40 protein-coding genes are annotated in these 25,989 nt (G+C 58.0%); 38 read left to right on the forward strand and 2 right to left on the reverse strand.

Annotation, left to right across the window (positions count from 1 at the left end; all coding sequences use genetic code 11):
* The 3 genes from AC1Q6X_RS26830 to AC1Q6X_RS26840 all read left to right on the forward strand — a co-directional run.
* On the forward strand, positions 1–147 hold a 147-nt coding region (locus tag AC1Q6X_RS26830; protein WP_019923558.1), incomplete at its 5' end, for an EF-Tu C-terminal domain-related protein.
* A 179-nt stretch (positions 148–326) separates the two neighbouring features.
* Positions 327–644: a 30S ribosomal protein S10 gene (gene rpsJ / locus AC1Q6X_RS26835; protein ID WP_010394389.1), complete on the forward strand. Its 318-nt coding sequence runs from the start codon at positions 327–329 to the stop codon at positions 642–644.
* A gap of 143 nt (positions 645–787) precedes the next feature.
* Entirely contained in the window at positions 788–1,633 is an 846-nt protein-coding gene (locus AC1Q6X_RS26840) for a DUF817 domain-containing protein (RefSeq protein ID WP_070221709.1), read from the forward strand.
* Between the two features lie 17 nt (positions 1,634–1,650).
* Here AC1Q6X_RS26840 and AC1Q6X_RS26845 read toward each other — a convergent pair whose 3' ends face one another.
* Complete coding sequence (locus AC1Q6X_RS26845) at positions 1,651–2,196, reverse strand: tetratricopeptide repeat protein (RefSeq protein ID WP_099409308.1); 546 nt, start codon at positions 2,194–2,196, stop codon at positions 1,651–1,653.
* A 164-nt stretch (positions 2,197–2,360) separates the two neighbouring features.
* Here AC1Q6X_RS26845 and creB point away from each other — a divergent pair, with 164 nt between their 5' ends.
* The 33 genes from creB (at position 2,361) to dsbD (ending at position 22,999) form a co-directional block, all read left to right on the forward strand.
* Positions 2,361–3,092 (forward strand): two-component system response regulator CreB, encoded by a 732-nt coding sequence (gene creB / locus AC1Q6X_RS26850; RefSeq protein WP_492498927.1) that lies wholly within the window; start codon positions 2,361–2,363, stop codon positions 3,090–3,092.
* Positions 3,089–4,510 (forward strand): two-component system sensor histidine kinase CreC, encoded by a 1,422-nt coding sequence (gene creC / locus AC1Q6X_RS26855; RefSeq protein ID WP_492418428.1) that lies wholly within the window; start codon positions 3,089–3,091, stop codon positions 4,508–4,510. The genes creB and creC overlap by 4 nt, the downstream gene beginning before the upstream one ends.
* Positions 4,511–4,607: 97 nt before the next feature.
* Positions 4,608–5,999 carry a cell envelope integrity protein CreD gene (gene creD / locus AC1Q6X_RS26860; RefSeq protein WP_070221706.1) on the forward strand — a complete coding sequence of 464 codons (1,392 nt, stop codon included), beginning with the start codon at positions 4,608–4,610 and terminating at the stop codon, positions 5,997–5,999.
* Positions 6,000–6,242: 243 nt separating this feature from the next.
* On the forward strand, positions 6,243–6,431 hold the full coding sequence (locus tag AC1Q6X_RS26865; protein ID WP_230506606.1) for a hypothetical protein: 189 nt from the start codon (positions 6,243–6,245) through the stop codon (positions 6,429–6,431).
* A 325-nt stretch (positions 6,432–6,756) separates the two neighbouring features.
* Positions 6,757–7,413, forward strand: a complete 657-nt coding sequence (rplC, locus tag AC1Q6X_RS26870; RefSeq protein ID WP_010394393.1) for a 50S ribosomal protein L3 — start codon at positions 6,757–6,759, stop codon at positions 7,411–7,413.
* 3 nt (positions 7,414–7,416) lie between these two features.
* Positions 7,417–8,037, forward strand: coding sequence for a 50S ribosomal protein L4 (gene rplD / locus AC1Q6X_RS26875; RefSeq protein ID WP_034753197.1), 621 nt, complete (start codon positions 7,417–7,419; stop codon positions 8,035–8,037).
* A complete protein-coding gene (rplW, locus tag AC1Q6X_RS26880) occupies positions 8,034–8,351 on the forward strand; it encodes a 50S ribosomal protein L23 (protein WP_010394398.1) in 318 nt (105 codons plus the stop codon). Before rplD ends, rplW begins: the two co-directional genes overlap by 4 nt.
* Positions 8,351–9,178, forward strand: coding sequence for a 50S ribosomal protein L2 (gene rplB / locus AC1Q6X_RS26885; RefSeq protein ID WP_034753198.1), 828 nt, complete (start codon positions 8,351–8,353; stop codon positions 9,176–9,178). Before rplW ends, rplB begins: the two co-directional genes overlap by 1 nt.
* Positions 9,179–9,188: 10 nt before the next feature.
* Positions 9,189–9,464, forward strand: a complete 276-nt coding sequence (gene rpsS / locus AC1Q6X_RS26890; protein WP_008444295.1) for a 30S ribosomal protein S19 — start codon at positions 9,189–9,191, stop codon at positions 9,462–9,464.
* Positions 9,461–9,793: a 50S ribosomal protein L22 gene (rplV, locus tag AC1Q6X_RS26895; RefSeq protein WP_170840583.1), complete on the forward strand. Its 333-nt coding sequence runs from the start codon at positions 9,461–9,463 to the stop codon at positions 9,791–9,793. Before rpsS ends, rplV begins: the two co-directional genes overlap by 4 nt.
* Positions 9,794–9,802: 9 nt before the next feature.
* Entirely contained in the window at positions 9,803–10,627 is an 825-nt protein-coding gene (gene rpsC / locus AC1Q6X_RS26900; RefSeq protein ID WP_034753199.1) for a 30S ribosomal protein S3, read from the forward strand.
* A gap of 2 nt (positions 10,628–10,629) precedes the next feature.
* Complete coding sequence (rplP, locus tag AC1Q6X_RS26905) at positions 10,630–11,049, forward strand: 50S ribosomal protein L16 (RefSeq protein WP_034753201.1); 420 nt, start codon at positions 10,630–10,632, stop codon at positions 11,047–11,049.
* A gap of 12 nt (positions 11,050–11,061) precedes the next feature.
* The gene (rpmC, locus tag AC1Q6X_RS26910) at positions 11,062–11,253 is read left to right on the forward strand and encodes a 50S ribosomal protein L29 (protein WP_010394412.1); all 192 of its coding nucleotides are present in this window, start codon (positions 11,062–11,064) and stop codon (positions 11,251–11,253) included.
* Entirely contained in the window at positions 11,250–11,522 is a 273-nt protein-coding gene (rpsQ, locus tag AC1Q6X_RS26915; RefSeq protein ID WP_010394415.1) for a 30S ribosomal protein S17, read from the forward strand. The genes rpmC and rpsQ overlap by 4 nt, the downstream gene beginning before the upstream one ends.
* A 253-nt stretch (positions 11,523–11,775) precedes the next feature.
* Positions 11,776–12,144, forward strand: coding sequence for a 50S ribosomal protein L14 (rplN, locus tag AC1Q6X_RS26920; protein ID WP_008444317.1), 369 nt, complete (start codon positions 11,776–11,778; stop codon positions 12,142–12,144).
* 9 nt (positions 12,145–12,153) lie between these two features.
* Positions 12,154–12,468 carry a 50S ribosomal protein L24 gene (rplX, locus tag AC1Q6X_RS26925; RefSeq protein ID WP_034753204.1) on the forward strand — a complete coding sequence of 105 codons (315 nt, stop codon included), beginning with the start codon at positions 12,154–12,156 and terminating at the stop codon, positions 12,466–12,468.
* A gap of 6 nt (positions 12,469–12,474) precedes the next feature.
* Entirely contained in the window at positions 12,475–13,014 is a 540-nt protein-coding gene (gene rplE / locus AC1Q6X_RS26930) for a 50S ribosomal protein L5 (RefSeq protein ID WP_010394421.1), read from the forward strand.
* A gap of 2 nt (positions 13,015–13,016) precedes the next feature.
* A complete protein-coding gene (gene rpsN, locus AC1Q6X_RS26935) occupies positions 13,017–13,322 on the forward strand; it encodes a 30S ribosomal protein S14 (RefSeq protein WP_010394423.1) in 306 nt (101 codons plus the stop codon).
* Positions 13,323–13,336: 14 nt separating this feature from the next.
* Complete coding sequence (rpsH, locus tag AC1Q6X_RS26940; RefSeq protein WP_034753208.1) at positions 13,337–13,732, forward strand: 30S ribosomal protein S8; 396 nt, start codon at positions 13,337–13,339, stop codon at positions 13,730–13,732.
* A gap of 10 nt (positions 13,733–13,742) precedes the next feature.
* Complete coding sequence (gene rplF, locus AC1Q6X_RS26945) at positions 13,743–14,276, forward strand: 50S ribosomal protein L6 (RefSeq protein WP_065310145.1); 534 nt, start codon at positions 13,743–13,745, stop codon at positions 14,274–14,276.
* Between the two features lie 13 nt (positions 14,277–14,289).
* Positions 14,290–14,652 (forward strand): 50S ribosomal protein L18, encoded by a 363-nt coding sequence (gene rplR, locus AC1Q6X_RS26950; RefSeq protein WP_010394431.1) that lies wholly within the window; start codon positions 14,290–14,292, stop codon positions 14,650–14,652.
* 9 nt (positions 14,653–14,661) lie between these two features.
* Positions 14,662–15,180: a 30S ribosomal protein S5 gene (rpsE, locus tag AC1Q6X_RS26955; RefSeq protein ID WP_010394433.1), complete on the forward strand. Its 519-nt coding sequence runs from the start codon at positions 14,662–14,664 to the stop codon at positions 15,178–15,180.
* A gap of 10 nt (positions 15,181–15,190) precedes the next feature.
* Positions 15,191–15,370, forward strand: coding sequence for a 50S ribosomal protein L30 (gene rpmD / locus AC1Q6X_RS26960; RefSeq protein ID WP_010394435.1), 180 nt, complete (start codon positions 15,191–15,193; stop codon positions 15,368–15,370).
* Between the two features lie 30 nt (positions 15,371–15,400).
* On the forward strand, positions 15,401–15,832 hold the full coding sequence (gene rplO, locus AC1Q6X_RS26965) for a 50S ribosomal protein L15 (RefSeq protein WP_034753211.1): 432 nt from the start codon (positions 15,401–15,403) through the stop codon (positions 15,830–15,832).
* Positions 15,833–15,864: 32 nt separating this feature from the next.
* Positions 15,865–17,199, forward strand: coding sequence for a preprotein translocase subunit SecY (gene secY / locus AC1Q6X_RS26970; protein WP_010394438.1), 1,335 nt, complete (start codon positions 15,865–15,867; stop codon positions 17,197–17,199).
* Between the two features lie 18 nt (positions 17,200–17,217).
* A complete protein-coding gene (infA, locus tag AC1Q6X_RS26975; protein ID WP_005663428.1) occupies positions 17,218–17,436 on the forward strand; it encodes a translation initiation factor IF-1 in 219 nt (72 codons plus the stop codon).
* A 42-nt stretch (positions 17,437–17,478) separates the two neighbouring features.
* Positions 17,479–17,592, forward strand: a complete 114-nt coding sequence (rpmJ, locus tag AC1Q6X_RS26980; protein WP_010394471.1) for a 50S ribosomal protein L36 — start codon at positions 17,479–17,481, stop codon at positions 17,590–17,592.
* 14 nt (positions 17,593–17,606) lie between these two features.
* A complete protein-coding gene (rpsM, locus tag AC1Q6X_RS26985) occupies positions 17,607–17,972 on the forward strand; it encodes a 30S ribosomal protein S13 (RefSeq protein WP_046681666.1) in 366 nt (121 codons plus the stop codon).
* Between the two features lie 17 nt (positions 17,973–17,989).
* Positions 17,990–18,394 carry a 30S ribosomal protein S11 gene (gene rpsK, locus AC1Q6X_RS26990; protein WP_010394475.1) on the forward strand — a complete coding sequence of 135 codons (405 nt, stop codon included), beginning with the start codon at positions 17,990–17,992 and terminating at the stop codon, positions 18,392–18,394.
* A gap of 258 nt (positions 18,395–18,652) precedes the next feature.
* Positions 18,653–19,276: a 30S ribosomal protein S4 gene (gene rpsD, locus AC1Q6X_RS26995; protein ID WP_010394478.1), complete on the forward strand. Its 624-nt coding sequence runs from the start codon at positions 18,653–18,655 to the stop codon at positions 19,274–19,276.
* 111 nt (positions 19,277–19,387) lie between these two features.
* Positions 19,388–20,365 (forward strand): DNA-directed RNA polymerase subunit alpha, encoded by a 978-nt coding sequence (locus AC1Q6X_RS27000; protein WP_008444343.1) that lies wholly within the window; start codon positions 19,388–19,390, stop codon positions 20,363–20,365.
* A gap of 133 nt (positions 20,366–20,498) precedes the next feature.
* On the forward strand, positions 20,499–20,891 hold the full coding sequence (rplQ, locus tag AC1Q6X_RS27005; RefSeq protein ID WP_034753219.1) for a 50S ribosomal protein L17: 393 nt from the start codon (positions 20,499–20,501) through the stop codon (positions 20,889–20,891).
* A gap of 158 nt (positions 20,892–21,049) precedes the next feature.
* Entirely contained in the window at positions 21,050–22,999 is a 1,950-nt protein-coding gene (dsbD, locus tag AC1Q6X_RS27010; RefSeq protein ID WP_492498928.1) for a protein-disulfide reductase DsbD, read from the forward strand.
* A gap of 119 nt (positions 23,000–23,118) precedes the next feature.
* Here the strand turns inward: dsbD and AC1Q6X_RS27015 are convergent, their stop codons facing one another.
* A complete protein-coding gene (locus tag AC1Q6X_RS27015; RefSeq protein ID WP_230506605.1) occupies positions 23,119–23,652 on the reverse strand; it encodes a Spy/CpxP family protein refolding chaperone in 534 nt (177 codons plus the stop codon).
* 186 nt (positions 23,653–23,838) lie between these two features.
* Here AC1Q6X_RS27015 and AC1Q6X_RS27020 point away from each other — a divergent pair, with 186 nt between their 5' ends.
* Entirely contained in the window at positions 23,839–24,567 is a 729-nt protein-coding gene (locus AC1Q6X_RS27020; protein WP_034753223.1) for a response regulator, read from the forward strand.
* On the forward strand, positions 24,564–25,922 hold the full coding sequence (locus AC1Q6X_RS27025; RefSeq protein WP_070292329.1) for an ATP-binding protein: 1,359 nt from the start codon (positions 24,564–24,566) through the stop codon (positions 25,920–25,922). The genes AC1Q6X_RS27020 and AC1Q6X_RS27025 overlap by 4 nt, the downstream gene beginning before the upstream one ends.
* The last annotated feature ends 67 nt before the right edge of the window (positions 25,923–25,989 follow it).

Here is a 25,989-nt window from a genome sequence, read left to right on the forward strand (position 1 = left end):
GACAAAGAAATGGTCATGCCAGGCGATAACGTGTCGATCACCGTCAAGCTGATCAACCCGATCGCGATGGAAGAAGGTCTGCGCTTCGCTATCCGTGAAGGCGGCCGTACCGTCGGCGCTGGTGTTGTTGCAAAAATCATCGCTTAATTATTAAGCGAATATAAAAGAAGACGCGTCGTCGCCCGGCGCCCTTCTTTTTATTCAACTGCCGGGGTTGGCAAGCATTTTGGTGCTATCATGTCGACCCTGACGGTTGTTGCGTCAGAAATTCCCGTATGACCTCATTGCCGTGCAAACCGCGCGGTTCGTTCTTTTAAGGAAATATCATGTCGGCACCAAACCAAAAAATCCGTATCCGCCTGAAGGCTTTCGATTACAAGCTGATCGACCAGTCCGCTCTGGAAATCGTTGAGACCGCGAAGCGCACCGGCGCTGTCGTCAAAGGCCCAGTACCACTGCCTACCCGTATTCAGCGTTTCGATGTGCTGCGTTCCCCGCACGTCAACAAAACTTCGCGCGATCAGTTCGAGATCCGTACGCACCAACGCCTGATGGACATCGTTGACCCAACGGACAAAACCGTTGACGCGCTGATGAAGCTGGACCTGCCAGCTGGTGTTGATGTCGAAATCAAACTGCAATAATCGTTTTTAAGAAGGCTGGCGGGGTATCCCGCCGCCTGAGATGGGGCCGGGCCTGCTCACGATCGTGAGTGCGCCCGGCCCCATTGCTTTTGTGCCGTGCAAAACCACTTTACAGTGCCGCGCCCGCCCGATAAAGTTGCCGCATGCTCAACGCCCTCGATACCCACCTGCTCAATGCAACTCCCCGTCAGCGCCTGCGCGGCTGGCCGCGCTTCCTGACCGAATTTTTGTATTTCGGCATCAAGGAGGCGAGGTCATGCCTGTTTGTGGGACTGTTTTTTGCTGCCGTGTTCCTGGTGCCGCGCGCCGGCCTGTTCGGCCTGCCGCGCTATGACGTGCTGCTGCTGGTAGCGCTGGCGATCCAGGGCGCGATGGTCTGGAGCGGGCTGGAAACGTGGGATGAATTGAAAGCCATCTGCCTGTTTCATGCGGTCGGCTTCGCGCTGGAGGTGTTCAAGGTGTCGGGGACGATACAGTCGTGGAGCTATCCCGACTTTGCCTACACCAAGGTGTTTGGCGTTCCCCTGTTTTCCGGCTTCATGTATGCGGCCGTGGGCAGCTACATCATCCAGACCTGGCGCCTGCTCGACATGCGGATCCGCCACCATCCGCCGTACTGGATGGCGGTGCTGATCGCGCTGCTGATCTACGCTAACTTCTTTACCCACCACTACATCGGCGACTATCGCTGGTACCTGGCCGCCTGTGCGCTGGGCTTGTATGCGCGCACCACCGTGGTGTTCCGCCCGCTCGACCGCGACCGCAGCATGCCCCTGCTGCTCGGTTTCGTGCTGGTCGGCTTCTTCATCTGGCTGGCCGAAAACATCAGCACCTTCTGGGGCGTGTGGCGCTATCCGAACCAGCTTGGCGCGTGGTCGGTGGTGCACGTCAGCAAATGGAGCTCATGGTCGCTGCTGGTGGTGATGACGTTCACCATCGTGGCCCACCTCAAGCACATCAAGGCCAGCATCCACGTGGCCCAGCCTTAGGCGCAGGCAGTCGCTTATTACAGGCTGGCCGCCACCGCCTCGAAGCGCGCGCCCAGCGCTGCTTGCGGGCCGCCTTGCAGCTGTTTGGCGTACTGGCGCAGCACTTCTGCCGAATACGTGCGCGAGCCGGGCGACAGCTTCGGCAGCAGCGGCAGCACGCGTTCCAGATAGCCCGTGCCTTCCTGCCATTTGCCTTGCGCGGCCAGGGCCGACGCCAGTTCCACCATGCGGCGGCCGACGCGCGCATCGCTGCGCGGCTGCGCCGCCTCCTCCGTGGCCAGGGCTTGCCGGTACAGTTGCTCCGCTTCGGCATTCTTGCCCTGCAAGCGCTTGATGCGACCCAGGTTGGACTGGCGCTGCGAGACGATGTCCGCGCCGGCCCCGGCCTGCTCGGCGCTGCGCAGCGCCTGTACGCAAGCCAGTTCCGCTTCGCCAAACTGGCCTTTGCGTTCGGCCGCGTTACAGGCATCTTGTTGTGCGTTGGAGGTGGCGAGTGTCGCTGGCGCCGTGCAGGCGGCCAGCAGGCTGACAGCGCATAGCAGGCTGATGGTATGGGTCTTCATAGTCTCCTCGGACGGGTGTCAAACACGGTGTATCGGCGGAGTCATGCCGTAATAAATATACTCCAAGTTTTTTGGGGCGGGTGGCTTTTCGCCGGCCGCGCGATTGACGCCGCTTGCATGCTTCAGGGATACTCCGGGCTTGTCCACTAATGCGTGCCGCCGCCATGTCCAAGACTGTCCTGATCGTGGAAGATGAACAGGCGATTGCCGACAGCATCGCCTATGCCCTGCGCACGGACGGCTTTACGCCGCGCCATGTGATGTTGGGCGAGCACGCCCTGGCCGCGCTGCGCCCCATGTCCGGCGAAGACGCTCAGACGCCTGTTCTCGTGGTGCTCGACGTGGGCTTGCCTGACATGAGCGGGCTGGAAGTATGCCGCCGGCTGCGCCAGTTTTCCGAGGTGCCGGTGATCTTCCTGACGGCCCGCAGCGACGAGATCGACCGTATCGTCGGCCTGGAAATCGGCGCCGACGATTACGTCACCAAACCGTTTTCGCCGCGCGAACTGGTGGCGCGCATCCGCGTCATCCTGCGCCGCGCAGGCGTCGCCCAGGCGCCGCGCGAGGCGGGCATGACGATAGCTGCGCCTGTCGTCGCGACCGCGCCGGCGCGCTTCGAGTTGCGCGCGCTCGAGGCGCGGGTACTGTTTCACGGCCAGCCGCTGGACCTGACCCGCTATGAATACCTGTTGCTGAAAACCCTGCTCGAGCATCCGGGCCATGTGCTGTCGCGCGCGCAGCTGATGGAGCGCGTGTGGAGCGGGGCGCCCGACACGCTCGAGCGCACGGTCGATGCGCACGTCAAATCGCTGCGCGCCAAGCTGCGCGCCGTCGATGCGCAGGCCGATCCCATCCACACCCACCGTGGCCTCGGCTACAGTCTGGCCGGCGCATGAAGATCGGCCTGCGCATCCTGCTCGGCTACTTCCTGATCGTCGGGCTGGCCGCGTGGTTCCTGCTGAATGTCTTCATGGAGCAGGTCAAGCCGGGCGTGCGCTCGACCCTGGAAGACACCCTGGTCGACACCTCGCAGCTGCTGGCCAGCCTGGTGGCGCCCGACGTGAAGGCGGGCACGCTGGCGCAGTCGCCCGTGGCCGCGCGCATGCAGGATTACGCGCGCCATGGCGTGGACGTCAATATCAATGGCGTGCGCAAGCGCACGCTCGATTACCGCATCACCATCACGGACCGGCACGGCATCGTGCTGTTCGATTCCAGCGGGCGCGACGTGGGGCGCGACTATTCGCGCTGGAATGACGTGTATCTGACCTTGCAGGGCAAGTATGGCGCGCGCAGCACGCGCAGCCGGCCCGACGACGAGATGTCGACCGTGATGCACGTGGCCGCGCCGATTCGCGACGGCAATGAGGTCATCGGCGTGCTGACGGTGGCCAAGCCGAACGCCAGCGTGCAAGCGTTTGTCGAGCGCAGCCAGCGCAAGATCCTGCAGCGCGGCGCCGTGCTGTTGCTGCTGTCGCTGCTGATCGGCCTGGCGTTCGCGTGGTGGCTGCACCATGCGCTGGGCAAGCTGATGACCTATATCGGCGATGTGGAAGCGGGGCGCAAGGTGGCGCTGCCGGCGCTGGGTACGAACGAGATCGGTACCCTGGGAAGGGCGCTGGAGGCGATGCGCACGCGTCTGGAAGGCAAGGAATACGTGGAGCAGCTGATGCATACGCTGACGCATGAATTGAAAAGCCCGATCGCCGCCATCCAGGCCTCGGCCGAGCTGCTGCAGGAAGACATGCCGCCGGCCGAGCGGCGCCAGTTCCTTGCCAGTATCCTCGAGCAGAACGCGCGCCAGCGGCAATTGATCGACAAGCTGCTGGCCCTCGTGCGCGTGGAGAAGCAGCAGCGGCTCGACCACCCCGAGCGCATCGCGCTGGGGCCCCTGCTCGCGCAAGTGGCGCAGGATGCGGCCGCCACGCTGGCGGCGCGCGGCGTGCGCCTGCAGCTGCAGTGCGAAGAGTTGAGTGTGGACGGCGATGCCTTGCTGCTGCGCCAGGCGTTGGGCAATCTGCTCGATAACGCGGCCGGCTTTGCGCCGCCGGGCAGCTGCATCGATGTGACGGCGCATCGCCGGGGCACGCACGTGGAAATCGCCGTGCGCGACCGCGGCGCAGGCATCCCCGCGTATGCGCTGGAGCGCGTCTTCGAGCGTTTTTACTCCCTGCCGCGCCCGAGCGCCGGCAAGAGCACGGGCCTGGGCCTGCCCTTCGTGCGCGAGGTCGCTTCCTTGCATGGCAGCACGGTCGAGGTGCTCAATCATGCGGACGGTGGCGCCTGCGCGCGCCTGTGCCTGCCGCTGGCTTAGCACACTCTTAGCGCACTTTATTTGCCCGCTTCACACGGACTGCATCGTCAGCGCATACAGTTTTTTTACACTGGCCGCCTTACTTCAAGGATGCGCCATGCAAAAAACTCTGTTAGTCAAAGCGTTGATCGTGTTCGGCCTGATGCTGATAATCGGCCTGCCTTTGCTGATGATTCAGGAAACGATCAAGGAGCGGATGGAATTCCGCCAGGAAGCCGTCAACAGCATCGCCGCCGATTCGGTGCGCGAACAAACCATCATCGGCCCCATCCTGGTGATTCCCTACACGGAGCAGTATGAAGAGCGCGTGGAGGTGGCCAAGGGCGATGACAAGGAAGCGAAATCGGCGGTGCGCTCGGAGTTGTTGCGCCGCACGGTGCAGCGCCGTCTGCTTGTCTACCCGAACAATTTACTGCTCAACGGTAACATTGACACGGACCGCCGCTACCGCGGCATCCACCAGGTGCTGGTCTACAGCGGCCAGCACGCGTTCAAGGGCGACTTCACGGTGCCGGCCGGCAGCCAGCTGCCGCGCAAGTCGCCGGATTCGCGCGTGACCCTGGGTGCGCCGTTCGTGGCCCTGTCCATCGAGGACGTGCGCGGTATCCGTAATATTCCGAAAATCGACTGGGGCGGCCAGAAGATCGAGTTCGAGCAGGGCACCGACCTGTTTGCCTTCCGCAGCGGCCTGCATGCGCCGCTGGGCGCCATGCCTTTGACGGCACCGCAGCAGGTGCACTTCAGTTTTGATCTGGGCCTCGACGGCATCGAACGCCAGCACTTCGTGCCAGTGGCGAAAAACAGTCAGATCAGCATCAAGTCGAACTGGCCGCATCCGCAGTTTGGCGGGCGCTTCCTGCCGTCGCCGAAATTCCGCCAGATCAACGCCGATGGCTTTCAGGTCGAGTGGAGCATCTCCTCGCTGGCCACCAATGCGCAAACGCAGCTGAGCACGATCGAGGGCGAGTTCAAGGTGCCCGACAGTGCGCCGCTGGGCCAGATCGACCGCTTCAGCGTGGGCTTCATCGAGCCGGTGAACGTGTATTCGCAATCGGACCGGGCCACCAAATATGGCTTGCTGTTCGTGGCGCTGACCTTTGCCGCCTTCTTCATCTTTGAAATCCTGAAAAGCCTGCCGATCCACCCGGTGCAATATCTGCTGGTGGGCCTGTCGCTGGTGATCTTTTTCCTGCTGCTGGTGGGCCTGGCGGAGCACATCGCCTTCCTGACCGCCTATCTGATCGCCAGCGCCGCCTGTATCGTGCTGACCAGCTTTTATCTGGTGCACGTGCTGCACAACGCCTGGCGCGGGATCGGCTTCGGCGTGGGGCTGACCATGCTGTATGGCGCCCTGTATGGCTTGCTGAGCTCGGAAAACAATGCGCTGGTGATGGGCAGCATCCTGCTGTTTGCCGTGCTGGCCGCCATCATGGTGGCGACGCGCAAGGTGGACTGGTATCAGATTGGCAAAGGAGCGCCGCAAGAGTAAGACTTACCTGGGCGCCATGCGCCACCTTGCAGCCAGCCCGGACAGTGATATGCCCGGGCTGGCTTTTGCATTTTGCGCGGGGAAAGAACTGCAGCATTAATTGGTAGTTGGTTGGTATTGTTTACGGTATGCTATTGGCATTGCTTTTTAGGTAATGGCGGGCGCCGTGGCGTCTGCCCGGGGCGGTGCGAGGATGGCGTGGCGTCCTGGTTGTTTGTCCATCCGATAAAACGGAGATGCAATATGATCAAGAAGACGATGGTTTTTCTGTTTGCGTTGGGCCTGAGCGCCTCGTACGCGTTTGCCGCCGGCGACGTCACGCAGTGCTATAGCGAGTGCGGGCAAAAAGTGGCGAATTGCCGGGCGCACCTCGGCGGCAGCCCGATCTGCGTGGACCTGTACGAACATTGCCTGATCAACTGCCAGCAATAAGCTTTTCCGGGCGCCACGCCCAGGATGAGTGGAGCAGGGCGCGCATGCCATGGCGCGCCCTGTGTCTTTCTGCCATCGCCCGCAAGGGCGCATGTCGCCGTGCTTTGCGCCTGTTTAATTGCCTTGCGGCAGCGTTTTTCAGGGGCGCCGACAACTCCCGCAGGGGCGTCGCGCAACACTTTGACATACCTCGTGTTAACTTGTTGCGTCAAGGGTTTTTGTGCTATATACTAGCCGGCTTCGGTATGGATTCGTCTTTTTTGAGTCCTACGTTACTTTGTAGTTAAACAAGCCCCGCCCAATCGCAGGTGGGAATGGAGAAAAAATGAGCCTAGGCCTTCTCGGTCGCAAGGTTGGTATGATGCGCATTTTCACGGATGAAGGGGATTCGATCCCGGTCACCGTGTTGGACGTATCGAACAACCGTGTTGCGCAAATCAAAACCCCTGAAACAGATGGCTACTCCGCTGTTCAGGTCGCATTCGGTCAACGTCGCGCTTCCCGCGTGACCAAAGCTGTTGCTGGTCATCACGCTAAAGCTGGCGTTGAAGCCGGTACTCTGTTGAAAGAGTTCCGTGTCGACGCTGCCAAAGCCGCTGAACTGAAAGCTGGCGATGTTGTCGCTGCTTCCCTGTTCGAAGTCGGTCAAAAGATCGACGTGCAAGGCGTTACCATCGGTAAAGGCTATGCAGGCGTTATCAAACGTTACCACTTCGCTTCTGGCCGTGCAACGCACGGTAACTCGCGTTCGCACAACGTTCCAGGTTCCATCGGTATGGCACAAGATCCAGGTCGCGTTTTCCCTGGTAAGCGCATGACCGGTCATCTGGGTGACGTTAACCGTACGATCCAGAACCTCGTGATCGCCCGTATCGATGCCGACCGTCAGCTGCTGCTGGTCAAAGGCGCGATTCCAGGTGCGAAAAATGGCCAGGTAGTTGTCTCGCCAGCCATCAAAACCAAAGCCAAGAAGGGAGCTTAAACGATGGAACTCAAGCTTCTGAATGCGCAAGGTCAAGCCGCCTCGAACGTTGCTGCAGCCGATACGATTTTCGGCCGTGACTACAATGAAGCGCTGATCCACCAAGTCGTCATCGCTTATCAAGCGAATGCACGTAGTGGTAACCGCAAGCAAAAAGACCGTGAAGAAGTTCACCACACGACGAAAAAGCCATGGCGCCAAAAAGGTACCGGCCGCGCTCGTGCTGGTATGTCGTCGTCGCCACTGTGGCGCGGCGGTGGTCGGATTTTCCCGAACTCGCCTGACGAAAACTTCACCCACAAAGTGAACAAAAAGATGTATCGCGCAGGTATCTGCTCGATCCTGTCGCAGCTGGCTCGCGAAGAGCGCCTGATCGTCATCGACGATCTGACGATCGACGCGCCAAAAACCAAGCTGCTGTCGCAAAAATTGAACGGCCTGGGCTTTGATTCGGTTCTGATCATCACCGACGTTCTGAACGAAAACCTGGAACTGGCATCGCGCAACCTGCCTAACGTACTCGTCGTTGAGCCACGTCACGCAGACCCGATGTCCCTGGTGTTCTACAAGAAGATCCTGGTCACCAAAGCTGCATTGGCCAAGATTGAGGAGATGCTGGCATGAGCGCGATTTTGAAACATAGCGAAGAACGCTTGATGAAGGTGCTGTTGGCGCCCGTGATTTCCGAAAAGGCCACCATGGTCGCGGAAAAGAACGAGCAAATTGTATTCCGCGTACTGCCGGATGCAACCAAGCCTGAAATCAAGGCAGCGGTCGAACTGCTGTTCAAGGTTGAAGTTCTGTCCGTGCAAACTGCAAACCGCGAAGGTAAGCAAAAGCGCACCGGCAAGTTCAACGGTCGTCGTAACCATACCAAGCGTGCTTTCGTGTGCCTGAAGCCTGGCCAGGAAATCAACTTCTCCGAGGAGGCTGCATAATGGCACTCGTTAAGATGAAACCAACCTCGCCAGGCCGTCGCGGCATGGTGAAGGTGGTGAATGCCGACCTGTACAAAGGTCGTCCGTTCGCTGCCCTGGTTGAAAAGAAATCCAAGACCGCTGGTCGTAACAACAACGGTCACATCACCACCCGTCATATCGGTGGTGGTCATAAGCAACACTACCGCTTGATCGACTTCAAGCGCACCAAAGATGGTATTCCAGCGAAAGTGGAACGTATCGAATACGATCCAAACCGCACCGCGAATATCGCTCTGTTGTGCTACGCCGACGGCGAACGTCACTACATCATCGCAACCAAAGGCATGGCCGTTGGCGACAGCGTGATGAACGGTTCGGAAGCACCGATCAAATCGGGTAACTGCTTGCCAATCCGTAACATCCCAGTCGGTACCGTGATGCATTGCGTTGAAATGCTGCCAGGTAAAGGTGCCCAAATGGCACGTACCGCCGGCGCTGGCGTTGTGCTGATGGCACGTGAAGGTACCTACGCTCAAGTGCGTCTGCGCTCGGGTGAAGTACGTCGCGTGCACATCGAGTGCCGTGCAACGGTTGGTGAAGTCGGCAATGCCGAGCATAGCCTGCGTAAAATCGGTAAAGCTGGTGCGATGCGCTGGCGCGGTGTTCGTCCTACCGTTCGCGGTGTGGTCATGAACCCGGTCGATCACCCGCACGGTGGTGGTGAAGGTAAAACAGCAGCTGGTCGTCATCCAGTTTCGCCATGGGGCCAACAGACCAAGGGTAAGAAGACACGCAGCAACAAGCGTACTACTTCCATGATCGTCTCGCGCCGCGGCAAGAAATAAGGGGTAGCACATGACACGTTCATTGAAAAAAGGGCCGTTCTGTGACGCCCACCTGGTGAAAAAAGTTGAAGCCGCACAAGCAGCCAAAGACAAAAAGCCAATCAAAACCTGGTCGCGTCGTTCGACAATCATGCCTGATTTCATCGGCCTGACGATCGCGGTGCATAACGGCAAGCTGCACGTGCCGGTTTATGTTTCCGAAAACATGGTTGGTCACAAGCTCGGCGAATTCGCACTGACCCGTACGTTCAAGGGCCATGCAGCTGACAAAAAGGCTAAGAAATAATGGAAACTAAAGCTATCCTCAAAGGTGTGCGCCTGTCGGACCAAAAGGGCCGCCTGGTTGCTGACCTGATCCGTGGCAAGAAAGTTGACGCTGCACTCAACATCTTGCAATTCAGCCCGAAAAAAGGTGCTGCGATCATCAAACGCGTTCTGGAATCCGCTATTGCGAATGCCGAGCACAATGATGGCGCGGACATCGACGAATTGTTCGTGAAAACGATCTACGTCGAAAAGGGCCCGGTCCTGAAGCGCTTCACCGCGCGTGCAAAAGGCCGTGGCGACCGTATTTCGAAACAATCCTGTCACGTTTACGTGACTGTCGGTAACTAAGGAGCCACGATGGGTCAGAAAATTCATCCAACCGGTTTCCGTCTGGCGGTCACCCGTAACTGGGCTTCGCGCTGGTATGCAGGCAACGGTAATTTCGCTGCCATGCTGAACGAAGACTTGAAAGCACGTGCTTACCTGAAAAAGAAACTGAAGAACGCTTCCGTTGGCCGCATCGTTATCGAGCGCCCAGCCAAGAACGCGCGCTTCACGATCTACAGCTCGCGTCCAGGCGTGGTCATTGGTAAAAAAGGCGAAGACATCGAAGTACTGAAGTCCGCGCTGACCAAGATCATGGGCGTGCCTGTTCACGTGAACATCGAAGAAATTCGCAAGCCAGAAATCGACTCGCAACTGATCGCCGATTCGATCGCTCAGCAGCTGGAAAAACGGATCATGTTCCGCCGCGCCATGAAGCGTGCAATGCAAAATGCAATGCGCCTGGGTGCTCTCGGTATCAAGATCATGTCGTCCGGCCGTCTGAACGGTATCGAAATCGCGCGTAAAGAGTGGTACCGCGAAGGCCGCGTGCCTCTGCATACCCTGCGCGCCGATATCGACTACGGTACCAGCGAAGCGTCGACCACCTACGGCATCATCGGTGTCAAGGTGTGGGTATACAAAGGTGACCGCGCGCCTAACGGCGATGCACCAGTCATCGATACCCCAGCTGACGAGAAGAAAAGCCGCGGCCCACGCCGTGACGATGGCAAGCCAGCTGGCCGTCCACGTCCAGCCGGTGCCGGTGCGAAACCATCCACAGCACCAGGTGCACGTGTGCGTACCGCCGCTAAACCGGCCGCCGCAGCAGCACCAGCTGAGAAAGCAGGAGAATAATCATGCTGCAACCAGCACGCAGAAAGTATCGTAAAGAGCAGAAAGGCCGTAACACCGGTATTTCGCACAGCCGCGGCACCGCCGTGTCGTTTGGCGAATTCGGTCTGAAGGCAGTTGCGCGCGGTCGTATCACTGCGCGTCAAATTGAAGCGGCGCGTCGTGCAATGACGCGTCACATCAAGCGCGGTGGCCGTATCTGGATCCGTATTTTCCCGGACAAACCGATTTCGAACAAACCGGCTGAAGTCCGTATGGGTAACGGTAAAGGTAATCCTGAGTACTACGTCGCTGAAATTCAGCCAGGCAAAGTACTGTACGAAATGGATGGCGTTGATGAAGCGCTGGCACGGGAAGCATTCCGTCTTGCCGCCGCTAAACTGCCACTGGCGACGACGTTTGTCATCCGCCAAGTCGGCCAATAATTGGAGTTGTATATGAAAGCATCTGAACTCCGCGGCAAGGACCAGCCAGCTCTGCAAAAAGAGCTGAATGACCTGTTGAAGGCACAGTTCGGCCTGCGCATGCAAATCGCTACGCAGCAGCTGAGCAACACTTCGCAGCTCAAGAAGGTACGCCGCGATATCGCGCGTGTGAAGACGGTAATGAATCTGAAGGAAGCCAAATGAACGAACCAGTGAAACAGTCGCTCAAGCGCACGCTGATCGGTAAAGTGGTTTCGGACAAGATGGACAAGACCGTTACCGTTCTGATCGAGCGCCACGTAAAACATCCTTTGTATGGCAAGATCATCATGCGCTCGAACAAGTATCACGCGCATGACGAGACCAACCAAGTCAAGGCCGGTGACACGGTCGAGATCCAGGAAGGTCGCCCGATCTCCAAAACGAAGGCATGGACGGTGACACGTGTGGTTCAAGCCGCACCAACCGTTTAAATAAAAACCACCGTTTCGGCGGTGGCTTTTAATTAGTACTTGCAGGCCCGCAAATTGTATGTAATACTTGCGGGCTTCGTTCATGTAACGCCGCAAAGTGTCTGGCCACAGACAGTAGCATTCGCGGTCAGTTGATGTATGAAGGTCATGCACCCAAACAGTGAAGCCCAGCAGGGCGGCTCTGGCGGGACCAAGACTGACCGTGGGTCTACATTGTGTGGATTCTTCGGCTTAAGTTGGGAAAGAGAATACTATGATTCAAACTGAAAGCCGGCTCGAAGTGGCTGACAATACCGGTGCCAAAGAAGTAATGTGCATCAAGGTATTGGGCGGCTCCAAGCGCCGTTATGCTGGCATTGGCGATGTGATCAAGGTAACCGTTAAGGTTGCTGCGCCACGTGGCCGTGTCAAAAAAGGTGAAATTTATAACGCCGTGGTTGTGCGCACCGCTAAAGGTGTTCGCCGCCAAGACGGTTCCCTGGTGAAGTTCGACGGCAACGCCGCCGTTCTGTTGAACGCCAAGCTGGAACCGATCGGTACCCGTATTTTTGGACCTGTCACGCGCGAACTGCGCACTGAGAAGTTCATGAAAATCGTGTCCCTGGCACCGGAAGTCCTGTAAGGAGTCGTAATGGATAAGATTCGTAAAAACGACGAAGTCATCGTTCTGACCGGGAAAGACAAGGGCAAACGTGGTGTGGTACAGCAGCGTATCGATGCTGAACATATCGTGGTTGACGGCATTAACATCGCTAAAAAAGCGACTAAGCCAAACCCGATGACTGGCGTAACTGGTGGTATCGTCGATAAGACCATGCCAATTCACGTGTCCAACGTTGCATTGTTTAATGCAGCGACTGGCAAGGCAGATCGCGTGGGTTTCAAAGAAGTGGACGGCAAGAAAGTTCGCATCTTTAAATCCTCCGGCGAAGTAGTGAAGGCTTAAGAAATCATGGCACGTCTCCAAGAATTCTATAAAGAAAAAGTCGTTGCCGACCTGACCAGCAAGTTTGGTTACAAGTCGGTAATGGAAGTTCCACGCCTGACCAAGATCACCCTGAACATGGGTGTTGGTGAGGCTATCGCGGATAAAAAAGTTCTCGAGCACGCAGTTGCTGACTTGACCAAGATCGCCGGCCAGAAGCCAGTGACCACCAAGTCCCGCAAAGCGATCGCAGGCTTCAAAATCCGTGAAGGTTACCCGATCGGTACGATGGTCACCCTGCGCGGCGCTCGCATGTACGAGTTCCTGGATCGCTTCATTACCGTGGCTCTGCCGCGCGTACGCGATTTCCGTGGTGTGAACGGCCGTGCATTTGATGGTCGTGGCAACTACAACATCGGTGTCAAGGAACAGATCATTTTCCCTGAAATCGAATACGACAAGATTGACGCGTTGCGCGGTATGAATATCAGCATCACGACAACCGCTAAGACCGATGACGAAGCCAAAGCTTTGCTCGCCGCCTTTAAATTCCCTTTCAGGAACTGATCATGGCCAAACTGTCACTGATTAATCGTGAGATCAAGCGTGCTGACCTGGTGGCGAAATTCGCCCCTAAGCGCGAAGCTCTCAAGGCCATCGTCGATGACCAATCGAAATCGGAAGAAGAGCGCTACGAAGCTCGCCTGAAATTGCAGGCGCTGCCACGTAACTCGAACCCGACGCGTCAACGTAACCGTTGCGCCATCACTGGTCGTCCGCGCGGCACATTCCGTAAATTCGGTCTGGGTCGTATCAAGCTCCGTGAATTCGCCATGCGTGGTGAAATTCCGGGTATGACAAAAGCAAGCTGGTAATAGGAGAATATGCAATGAGTATGAGCGATCCTATCGCCGATATGCTGACCCGCATTCGCAATGCACAAGGCGTGCAAAAGACGACCGTGGCCATGCCATCGTCGAAAGTCAAAATTGCGATTGCCAGCGTCCTGAAGGACGAGGGTTACATTGAAGATTTCGCTGTTGCCGAAGCTGGTGGCAAAGCGGAACTGAAAATCGGTTTGAAGTATTATGTTGGCCGTCCCGTCATTGAGCGCTTGGAGCGCGTGTCCCGTCCGGGTCTGCGCGTCTACAAGGGTAAAGACGAGATCCCTGTTGTGATGAATGGCTTGGGTGTGGCGATCGTGTCGACTCCGCAAGGCGTCATGACTGACCGCAAAGCACGCGCTACCGGTGTCGGCGGCGAAGTTATTTGCTACGTGGCTTAAGGAGTTACACATGTCTCGAGTAGCTAAAATGCCTATCGTAGTGCCAGCTGGCGCCGAAGTCGCCATCTCCGCACAAGCGATCACCGTAAAAGGCCCGCTGGGCGTACTTTCCCAGGCCCTCACCGGCCAGGTTAAAGTGGAAAACAATGCAGGAACCCTGAGTTTCGACGTGGCGAACGACAGCCGCGAAGCCAATGCCATGTCCGGCACGCTGCGCGCACTGGTCAACAACATGGTTGTTGGCGTCACCAAGGGTTTCGAGAAAAAGCTGAACCTGGTAGGCGTGGGTTACAAGGCGCAAGCTCAAGGCGACAAGTTGAATCTGTCCCTGGGTTTCTCGCACCCTGTAGTGCATGACATGCCAGCTGGCGTTACCTGCGCAACACCAACCCCGACCGAGATCCTGATTAAAGGTATCGACCGTCAACAGGTTGGCCAGGTAGCCGCTGAAGTTCGTGCTTACCGCTCCCCTGAGCCTTACAAGGGCAAGGGCGTTCGCTATGCGGACGAAGTGGTTAAGCTTAAAGAAACCAAGAAGAAGTAATTAGGGGCTGACGATGGATAAGAAAGAATCACGGCTTCGCCGCGGACGCCAAACCCGCATCAAGATTGCGGAATTGAAAGTAAATCGCTTGTCGGTGCATCGCACCAACCTGCACATTTACGCCAACCTGATCAGCCCGGACGCTAAAGTCCTGGTTTCGGCCTCGACGGCTGAAGCGGAAGTTCGCGCTGAACTGGCAGGCCAATCCGGCAAAGGCGGCAATGCCGCTGCTGCAGCCTTGATCGGCAAGCGCGTCGCTGAAAAAGCGTTGAAAGCAGGGATTACCGAAGTTGCGTTTGACCGCTCCGGTTTCCGTTACCACGGCCGTGTGAAAGCGTTGGCAGAAGCCGCACGCGAAGCCGGTCTGAAGTTCTAAGGATCAATCATGGCAAAAATGCAAGCAAAAATGCAAAGCGACAAGCCGGATGATGGCATGCGCGAAAAAATGATCGCGATCAACCGCGTGACCAAAGTGGTCAAGGGTGGTCGTATCATGGGTTTCGCCGCGCTGACCGTAGTTGGTGATGGCGATGGCCGCGTCGGCATGGGCAAGGGCAAATCGAAAGAAGTGCCAGTTGGCGTGCAGAAGGCAATGGAAGAAGCCCGTCGCAACCTGATCAAAGTGCCGCTCAAAAACGGCACCTTGCATCACACGGTTGTTGGTCGTCACGGCGCCTCCAAGGTCCTGATGAACCCAGCTAAGCCTGGTACTGGCGTTATCGCTGGTGGTGCAATGCGCGCTATCTTCGAAGTGATGGGCGTGACGGACGTGGTGGCGAAATCCACCGGTTCGAACAACCCATACAACCTGGTACGCGCTACGCTGGACGGCCTGTCGAAAATGAGCACTGCTTCCGATATCGCTGCCAAACGCGGCAAGTCGGTCGAAGACATTCTGGCTTAAGGTGGACAAAATGACAAACACAGTCAAAGTGCAATTGGTCAAGGGCTTGATCGGTACGCGCGAATCGCATCGCGCTACCGTGCGCGGTCTGGGTCTGCGTCGTGTAAATTCGGTTTCCGAATTGCAAGACACCCCATCCGTACGCGGCATGATCAATAAAGTATCGTATCTCGTTAAAGTTGTCGGGTAAGCCTTCGGGCTTACACGAACGGAGCAAATCATGGAATTGAATACTATTGCACCAGCCGAAGGCGCTAAGCACTACAAGCGTCGCGTCGGTCGCGGTATCGGCTCCGGCCTGGGTAAAACCTCGGGTCGTGGTCACAAAGGTCAGAAATCGCGTTCGGGCGGCTTTCATAAAGTCGGTTTCGAAGGCGGTCAGATGCCTCTGCAACGCCGTCTGCCTAAGCGCGGTTTCAAATCGATGCACGCAACCTTCAAAGCTGAAGTGCGCCTGTCCGATCTGAACAACCTGGCTGTTGGCGATGTCGACATTCTGGTCTTGAAGCAAGCTGGCGTTCTGGGCGTGTTGGCCCGTGACGTGCGCGTGATCTTGTCCGGCGAAATCACCAAAGCGGTGAATTTGAAGGGCTTGAAAGTGTCCGCTGGCGCGAAAGCCGCCATCGAAGCAGCCGGCGGCTCGGTAGCCTGAGTTGACCGCTAACAGCTTGATCGGAGCGAAAATTGGCGACTAATCCACAACTTGCTAAAAGTGCAGCGGCCGGTTTCCCTTGGGGACGGCTCTGGTTTTTGCTTGGCGCATTGGTGGTTTATCGTATCGGTGCTCACGTCCCGGTTCCCGGGATTGACCCGACACAATTAGCCTCGCTGTTCAAGGAGCACGAAGGCGGCGTCCTGGGCATGTTCAACATGTTCTCGGGCGGTGCCTTGTCTCGTTTTACAGTGTTTGCGCTGGGTATCATGCCTTATATCTCGGCCTCGATCATCATGCAATTGCTGTCGATCGTGTCACCGCAGATGGAAGCGTTGAAAAAAGAAGGCGAAGCAGGTCGTCGCAAGATCACCCAGTACACCCGGTATTTCACGGTTGCCCTGGCACTGTTCCAAGCGTTAGGCATTGCAGTCGCACTGGAGTCGCAAGCTGGTCTGGTGTTGGAACCTGGTCTTGCATTCCGCTTCGTGACGGTCGTCACTTTGTTGACCGGAACAATGTTTTTGATGTGGTTGGGTGAGCAAATTACCGAGCGTGGCTTGGGGAATGGCATCTCGATCATCATTTTTGCCGGGATTGCAGCAGGTCTGCCGTCGGCGTTGGGTGGCTTGTTCACTCAGGTGTCGAATGGTTCGATCGGCAGCTTCAGCGCGATTTTCATCGTGATTCTGGTAGCACTGGTAACGTACTTCGTTGTATTCGTCGAACGTGGTCAGCGCAAAATATTGGTCAATTACGCGAAGCGCCAGGTAGGCAACAAGATTTATGGCGGTCAAACCAGCCATTTGCCGTTGAAGCTGAACATGGCCGGCGTGATCCCGCCGATCTTTGCTTCTTCGATCATCTTGTTCCCGGCCACTATCGTGGACTGGTTTTCAAAGGGCGCCGACAACGCTAACCCTGCGGTGCGGTTCTTGAAAGATTTGGCAGCATCGATGGGGCCTGGTGAGCCTATCCATGCGCTGTTGTACGCAGTGGCGATCGTGTTTTTCTGTTTCTTCTATACAGCGCTGGTATTTAACAGCAAGGAAACAGCGGATAACTTGAAGAAAAGCGGTGCGTTCATTCCCGGGATCCGTCCAGGCGAGCAGACAGCCCGTTACATCGACAAGATCCTGACACGCTTGACACTTGCCGGCGCAGTCTACATCACCCTGGTGTGTTTATTGCCGGAATTTATGCAAGCCCAGTGGAAAGTACCATTCTATTTCGGCGGTACTTCTTTATTGATTATTGTAGTTGTCACCATGGATTTCATGGCGCAAGTACAGAACTACGTGATGTCGCAGCAATATGATTCGCTGCTGCGCAAAGCAAATTTCAAGGGCGGAATTCCGACGCGTTAAGCGCGGTAAACATACCGAATGGCAAAAGACGACGTCATACAGATGCAGGGCGAGATTCTTGAGAATCTCCCAAATGCAACATTTCGAGTGAAGCTGGAGAACGGACACGTGGTGCTCGGGCATATTTCAGGTAAAATGCGGATGAACTATATTCGCATTCTCCCTGGAGACAAGGTGACGGTGGAGTTAACGCCGTACGACCTGAGCCGAGCCCGCATTGTGTTCCGTACCAAGTAACACACTGAATCAAACCAAAGAAGCGAAAGAAAGAGCCCCAAAATGAAAGTTCTCGCATCAGTCAAGCGGATCTGCCGCAACTGCAAGATCATCAAGCGCAAAGGCGTAGTCCGCGTAATCTGCGTGGAACCACGTCACAAGCAGCGTCAAGGTTAATCGAGGAATAACAAATGGCACGTATTGCAGGGGTTAATATCCCAAATCATCAGCATACCGTTATCGGCCTGACGGCCATCTACGGTGTGGGCCGTCCACGCGCAGAGAAAATCTGTGCATCGACCGGTGTAGCAACCAACAAAAAGATCAAAGATCTGGATGACAGCGAACTGGAAAAGCTGCGCGATGAAGTAGGTAAATTCATCGTCGAAGGCGATCTGCGTCGTGAACTGTCCATGAACATCAAGCGTTTGATGGATCTGGGTTGCTACCGCGGCATGCGTCATCGTAAGGGTCTGCCTTGCCGTGGCCAGCGTACGCGTACGAACGCACGTACCCGCAAGGGACCGCGTAAAGCCGCTCAATCGCTGAAAAAATAATCCGCTAGGGAATAATTATGGCTAAGTCGCAAAATAACGCCGCATCAGCACGCGTGCGTAAAAAAGTTAAAAAGAACGTCGCTGAAGGCATCGCACATGTCCACGCATCGTTCAATAACACCATCATTACCATCACCGATCGTCAAGGCAATGCCTTGTCGTGGGCTACCTCCGGCGGTGCAGGCTTCAAGGGTTCGCGTAAATCGACCCCGTTCGCAGCGCAGGTCGCGGCGGAAGCCGCTGGTAAAGTGGCTGTTGAGTGTGGCGTCAAGAACCTGGAAGTACGTATCAAGGGCCCAGGTCCTGGTCGTGAATCCGCCGTTCGCGCGCTGAACAACCTGGGCATCAAGATCACCGAGATCCAGGACGTGACGCCGGTACCGCACAACGGTTGCCGTCCACCGAAACGTCGTCGTATCTAAGATAGTGTTGCAGAGGGCGCTTCGGCGCCAGCTGCTTTGCTGTCTGTTGTAACTCAGTACAGTTGTGTGAAAACGCTGGAGCAGGGAACCGGAAACGGTTATACTGCCCGGCTGTTCTTGCCTGTCAAATTCTGTTTGACGGGTTTTTCGTTTTCAGCCACCGTCTGATTGAAACCAAATCAGACTAGCGCCTAACCGCATCAGTGTGTTTGATCATGCATGTGGCTGGGGCGTTATCATTTAAAAAAAGGAAGTATCGTGGCACGTTATATCGGACCTAAAGCAAAACTTTCCCGCCGTGAAGGTACAGACCTGTTCCTGAAGAGCGCCCGCCGCTCGCTGGACAGCAAGTGCAAACTGGACGTCAAGCCAGGCCAGCACGGTGTCAAATCCGGCGCCCGCACCTCGGACTACGGTAACCAACTGCGCGAAAAGCAAAAAGTCAAGCGCATGTACGGCGTGCTGGAACGTCAATTCCGCCGCTACTTCGCTGAAGCAGACCGTCGTAAAGGCAACACCGGCGAAACGCTGTTGAAGTTGCTGGAAACGCGTCTGGACAACGTTTGCTACCGCATGGGCTTTGGCTCGACCCGCGCTGAAGCGCGTCAATTGGTCAGCCACAAAGCGTTCACCGTGAACGGTATCGTTGTGAACATCGCTTCGTACGCAGTCAAAGTTGGCGACATCGTTGCTGTTCGTGAAAAATCGAAAAAGCAAGTGCGTATCGTTGAAGCACTGTCGCTGGCTGAACAAGTTGGTATGCCTAGCTGGGTTTCGGTTGATGCCAAGAAAATGGAAGGTACCTTCAAGTCCCTGCCAGAGCGTAACGAAATCGCTAACGACGTCAACGAATCGCTGATCGTCGAGCTGTACTCGCGTTAATAGTAGTCAGTAGCAAGATCTCCGCCCACTTTGCTTTTGTAAAGTGGGCGTTTCACTAATGCCATCAGCCTTATCGGTGTAATGAGCCGAGGGTATTGAAAAGGACATTTCATGCAAAACAGTTTGTTGAAGCCACGTATTATCGATGTTGAAGCTCTCGGTGCAGGTCACGCCAAGGTCGTGATGGAACCGTTCGAGCGCGGCTATGGCCACACATTGGGTAACGCGTTGCGCCGCGTTCTGCTGTCGTCGATGGTAGGCTACGCGCCGACCGAAGTGACGATCGCTGGCGTCGTCCACGAATATTCCTCCCTCGATGGCGTGCAAGAAGACGTCGTCGATCTGTTGCTGAACTTGAAGGGTGTGGTTTTCAAAGTCCACAACCGCGATTCGGTAACCCTGACCCTGAAAAAAGAAGGCGAAGGCGCGATCCTGGCCTCCGACATCGACCTGCCGCATGACGTCGAACTGATCAACCCTGACCACGTGATCGCCCACCTGACCGCTGGTGGCAAGCTGGACATGCAGATCAAGGTTGAAAAAGGCCGCGGCTACGTTCCTGGTAACGTGCGTCGCCTGTCGGAAGACACGAACAAGACCATCGGCCGCATCATTCTCGATGCATCGTTCTCGCCAGTGCGCCGCGTATCGTACTTCGTTGAATCGGCCCGCGTTGAACAGCGTACCGACCTGGACAAGCTGATCATCAACATCGAAACCAACGGCGTGATCTCGCCGGAAGAAGCGATCCGCCAGTCGGCCCGCGTCCTGGTGGACCAGTTGAATGTGTTCGCTGCCCTGGAAGGCACGGAAGCTGCCGCCGAAGCGCCATCGCGCGCTCCGCTGGTCGATCCTATCCTGTTGCGTCCAGTCGACGACCTGGAGTTGACCGTGCGTTCGGCAAACTGCCTGAAAGCGGAAAACATCTACTACATCGGCGACCTGATCCAACGTTCGGAAAACGAACTGCTGAAAACGCCAAATCTGGGCCGCAAGTCCCTGAACGAAATCAAGGAAGTGCTGGCATCGCGCGGCTTGACCTTGGGCATGAAGCTGGAAAACTGGCCGCCTGCCGGCCTGGAAAAGTAATTCGTAGTTGTAGCAAACTGCCTGGGACAGGTGTCCCAGGCTTTTATTTTGTAGTACCAAACCGGCCCGCGATGAAGCTTCTGCCTCATTGATCGAAGAGCTGGAATTTAAACACTCACCGAAAGGATTTATCATGCGTCACGGTCACGGCCTCCGTAAACTGAATCGTACCTCGTCCCACCGTCTGGCAATGCTGCGCAACATGACAGTATCGCTGCTGCGTCACGAAGCGATCAAAACCACCCTGCCAAAAGCAAAAGAACTGCGCCGCGTTGTCGAGCCAATTCTGACCCTGGGCAAAACCGACTCCCTGGCAAACAAGCGTCTGGCCTTCAACCGCCTGCGCGACCGTGAAATGGTCGTCAAACTGTTCGCTGAACTGGGCCCACGTTTCGCCAACCGTAACGGTGGTTATGTGCGTATCCTGAAAATGGGTTTCCGCGTCGGCGATAATGCTCCTATGGCGTTCGTTGAACTGATGGATCGTCCAGATACGACCGAAGCAGTTGAAGTTGCTGGCGAGTAATCCCAGTAATTGCATCTGAGAAAGCCAGGCCTAGCCTGGCTTTTTTGTTTTCTGCTGCAGCTATCCTTTCAGCGGTGTACTATTCTTCTTTCGCGCCGGCCCGGCACAAGCGCTGCCTGCTCCGCGCGTCCTCTGTCGAATGGTCGAAAAGGTAGTTCATGTCCCGTTTCCCCTCCAGCGCCTCCGCGCGCGCCGCTCCATTACATCAACTGCTGATCTGGCTTGCCGCCTGTTTGCTGCTGGCCATGGCCGTCTTCGGCGCCAGTCATGCCCGCGCCGACGATGAGTTCCTCGATCCGGAACTGGCTTTCAAGTTTTCCGCCCGCATGCAGGATCCGTCCACCATCGCCGTCACCTACGTGATCGCCGACGGCTACTATATGTACCACGAGCGCTTCAAGTTCGAGGCCGTGGGCGCCAAGCTGGGCACGCCCGCGTATCCGGCTGGCAAGGTCAAGTTTGACGACACCTTCCAGAAGAACGTGGAAACCTTCCGCAAGACCCTGACCATCACCATTCCCGTTGCGGCGGCCGGGGCGTTCACCCTGAAGGCGACGGGCCAGGGCTGCTCCGACAAGGGCCTGTGCTATGCGCCGCAGGATGCGACAGCCCAGCTGGTGGGCGGGGGCGGCGGCCAGAGCGTGGCGCCCGGCGCCGGCCTGCCGTCGAAATTCGCCTTGCCCGCCGCGCCCGCAGTCGACACGGCGGCCGTCAACGGTCCGCAGGCGCAGGCGTCGCCCGGTGTGTCCGTGCTGAGCATTCCCCAGGCCGATATTATCAGCACGCCAGAGCCGGTAGCGGCGGCGCCCGTGGAGGCAAGCGCCGCGCCCGCGCAAAGCGAGATGGGCAAGATCGAGGCGGCCCTGAAGGGCGGCAAGCTGCTCGTCATCGTGCCCCTGTTCATGCTGCTGGGCCTGGGGCTGGCGTTTACGCCGTGCGTGCTGCCGATGGTGCCGATTTTGTCGTCGATCATCATCGGCGATGGCGCCAAGGTCAGCCGCTCACGCGGCTTGCTGCTGTCGCTGACCTACGCGCTGGGCATGGCCATCGTCTACACGGCGCTGGGCGTGGCGGCTGGCCTGGCGGGTGAAGGCCTGGCGGCGCAACTGCAAAACCCGTGGGTGCTGGGCTTCTTTGCCTTGCTGATGGCGGGCCTGGCCTTGTCGATGTTCGGTTTTTATGAGCTGCAAGTGCCGGCTTTCCTGCAAGGCAAGCTGACGAGCGTATCGAACCAGCAATCGTCGGGCCGCCTGGCGGGCGTGTTCGTCATGGGCGCCATTTCCGCGCTGATCGTGGGACCCTGCGTGGCCGCGCCGCTGGCCGGCGCCTTGCTGTACATCAGCCAGACGCGCGACGTCGTCATCGGCGGCAGCGCCCTGTTTGCCATGGCCGTGGGCATGAGCGTGCCGCTGCTGCTGGTGGGTGTGTCGGCCGGCACCTTGCTGCCGCGCGCCGGCGCGTGGATGGATGCCGTCAAACGCTTCTTTGGCGTGCTGCAGCTGGGCGTGGCCTGGTGGCTGGTCTCGCCCGTGCTGCCGGGTGCCGTGCAAATGCTGGGCTGGACGGTCTTGTTGGTCGGCTACGGCATGTATCTGTTGGTGGGCAAGAGCGGCGCGCGACACGCCTGGGTGGCCAAGGCCTTCGGCCTCGTGTTTGCCGTGCTGGGCGCGATGCAGCTGGTCGGCGTGGCCAGCGGTGGCCGCGATCCGCTGGCGCCGCTGGCACACCTCGGCGGTGGCCAGGTGCACGCACAACCGTTTACGCGGGTAAAGACCGTGGCGCAGCTCGATGCGGCACTGGCGCAGCTGGGTGGCAAGCCGGCCTTGCTGGACTTTTATGCGGACTGGTGCGTGTCGTGCATCGAGATGGAAAAGCTGACGTTCGTCGACCCCGCCGTGCGCGCGAAGATGGGGCAAGCCGTGCTGCTGCAGGTGGACGTGACGGCCAATGACGCGGACGACAAGGCCATGCTGAAACGTTTTCAGCTGTTCGGCCCGCCGGGCATCATCATGTTCAACCCGCAGGGGCAGGAAATCGCCCAGTCGCGCGTGATCGGCTTCCAGAACGCTGCCACCTTCCTGACTTCGTTGCGCAAGCTCGAGCAGTAGGAGGGGCAGGTCGGGTAGGTGGTAGGTCGGGTTAGCCCGTCAGGGCGTAACCCGACGCCACCGCATACATCAACCATGTTGTCGGATGACGCGGCGTTGCCGCTAATCCGACCTACGATTTACCCTGCTTTCGGATGCTGCTGCATGCCATGATGACCACCGCGATGGCCACCATGCTTGCCGCCAGGCACGCTGTCATCAAACACTTTCTTTTGCTCCGGCGTCAGCACGGCATAAAAGGTTTTCAACGAGGCCAGGCGGCTTTCCTGGTCTGCGATGCGTTCCTTCGACATGGCGATCCATTGTTCCATGCGCTCCGGCGCCGACAGCTTGGCCATCGCTTCGTGCCTGGCTTTCCAGTCGCCCATCGGCTTTTTCGGCGCATTGGCGGCCGTGAAGGTGGCCCAGGCCGGTTCCTGCGCGGCCGTCAGCTTCAGCTTGTCATGCAGGCGGGCCTGGTACTTGGCCATGCGTTCGGCCGGGTTGCCGTCGCGGTGCTGGCCGCGCTGGCCTTCATGTTGCATCTTGGTGCTGGCCGCAGGCGCGCTGGCGGCCGCTTCCTGGGCGTGGACGGTCAGCGATGCCGCACCCATGCCGAGTACGCTCATGGCGATGATCAAATTCTTGCGCAAGGTTGTCATTGAGGCGTTCATCTGGATTCCTTTGTAAAAGTGAGGGATGTACATGTTGCTGCACATGAATCCATGTTGGACGCCCCATGTTTCCCCGAAGTGTCCGCTGCCAGACAGTTTGTATCTATATGTTTCTTCGGGTCTTCTATATACAAGACGATACAAATGCGTTGTGCAAGGGCGGGGGAAGTGGGGATAATTCGTACCATGGAACCCACTTCTACAATTCTCATCGTCGACGACGACCGCGATATCCGCAGCTTGCTGGCGGACTACCTGGAAACGAACGCCTACCGCACCCTGGGCGCGGCGGATGGTACGGCCATGTGGAAAATCCTCGATGAAACGCGGCCCGATTTGATCGTGCTCGACTTGAACCTGCCCGGAGACGACGGCCTGACCCTGTGCCGCAAGCTGCGCGCCCAATCGACGGTGCCGGTGATCATGTTGACGGCGCGCAATGAGCCGCTGGACCGTATCCTGGGCCTGGAGATGGGCGCCGACGATTATTTGCCGAAACCGTTCGAGCCGCGCGAATTGCTGGCGCGCATACGCAGTGTCTTGCGCCGCAGCCATGCCATGCCGTCGAACGTCCCGTCGGACAAGGCGCAGCAAATCCGCTTTTCCGGCTGGACCCTCGACTTGACGGCGCGCCACCTGCTCAATCCCAGCGGCCTGGTGATCATGCTGTCGGGCGCGGAATTTCGCTTGCTGCGCGTCTTCCTCGAGCACCCGAACCGCGTGCTCAACCGCGACCAGTTGCTGAACCTGACGCAGGGCCGCGACGCCGACCCGTTCGACCGCTCGATCGATATCCAGATCAGCCGCCTGCGGCAAAAGCTCGGTGAAGATGCCCGCTTGCCGCAAATCATCAAGACCGTGCGCAACGGCGGCTACGTGCTGGCCGGCCAGGTCAATGTGGAGCCGCACGCGTGAAGGCCTTTCTGGGATCGATGACGGGCCGTGTCTTCATGTTTTTGCTGATCGGCATCGTCGCTTCGGCCGCGCTGACGCAGTGGCTGGCCGTGGGCGAACGCCAGCGCGCCATCGAGCAATACCGCGACTACCACGCCGTCGAGCGGGCCGAGCAGCTGGTGATGGCGGCCGACGTGGTGCCGCTGGCCTCGCGCGCCGCGTACCTGAAGGTGGCCAACAAGGGCAGCGTACGCCTGGAATTGCGTCCCGACGTCGAGCATGTGCCGGGCAAGCCGACGGAATTTTCCTCCGCCCTGCAAGCCAAATTGGGCGAAGGCTTCAAGGTCAGCGCGCTGGCCGAACGCCCGGAAGCCTGTGTCAAGCCGCGCCAGTCGCCGGGCATGTTTTCCGCCAAGCCATGGGGCGGTACCTGCGAAAACCTCGACGTGCGCATGCAGGATGGCCACGTGTTGCGCCTGATGGTCTTGCCGCCGCGCCAGCAGCCGCCGTTCAATGAACATAACGACTGGATGACCCTGCTGCCTTTCCTGATCAGCATCGCCATCCTCGCCTACCTGGTCACGCGCATGACCATGCGCCCGCTCAAGCAACTGGCGCAGGCGGCAAAAGACCTCGGTAACGACATCAACCATCCGCCGCTGACCCTGTCGGGCGCCAGCGAGATCCGCCAGGCCAGCGCCGCTTTCAATGCCATGCAGGCGCGTATCCGTCAGCATATTTCCCAGCGTACACAGATGCTCGCTGCCATCACGCACGACTTGCAGACGCCGCTGACGCGCTTGCGCCTGCGCCTGGAAAAAGTGGCCGATACGGAATTGTATGACCGCCTGGTGGGCGACCTGTCGGCCATGCAGAGCATGGTCAAGGAGGGGCTGGACCTGGCCCGTTCGATGGATAGCACGGAAGCGATGCAGGCGCTCGATCTCGATTCGCTGTTGGATAGCGTCTGCTCCGACGCGGCCGATGCGGGCCAGAATGTGACCCTGGCCGGGCAGGCCGGCATGGCCTTGATGGCGCGCCCGATCGCCATGCGGCGCTGCCTGGTGAACCTGATCGACAATGCCGTCAAATATGGCCAGTACGCGCAGGTGACCGTCGAGCGCATCGCCGGCGCGGCGCGCATCCGCATCCGCGATGGCGGGCCGGGGATTGCGCCAGATCAGCTGGCCAAGGTGTTCGAACCGTTTTACCGCATCGAGACCTCGCGTTCGCGCGAATCGGGCGGTACGGGCCTGGGCCTGACCATCGCGCGCAATATCGCCGAGCAGCACGGCGCCACGGTTTTGCTGGCCAATCACGTCGACGGTGGACTGGAAGTCACCCTCATCGTGCCAGAGTATTACGCAGGAAAGTGAGCATTTCCGTGCGACAATATTGTGCTTTAGGCTCCCTGGCACCTACATTCAACCTGCAGCCCCGCGC

The organism is Janthinobacterium sp. GW823-FHT06H09 (genome assembly GCF_058794735.1).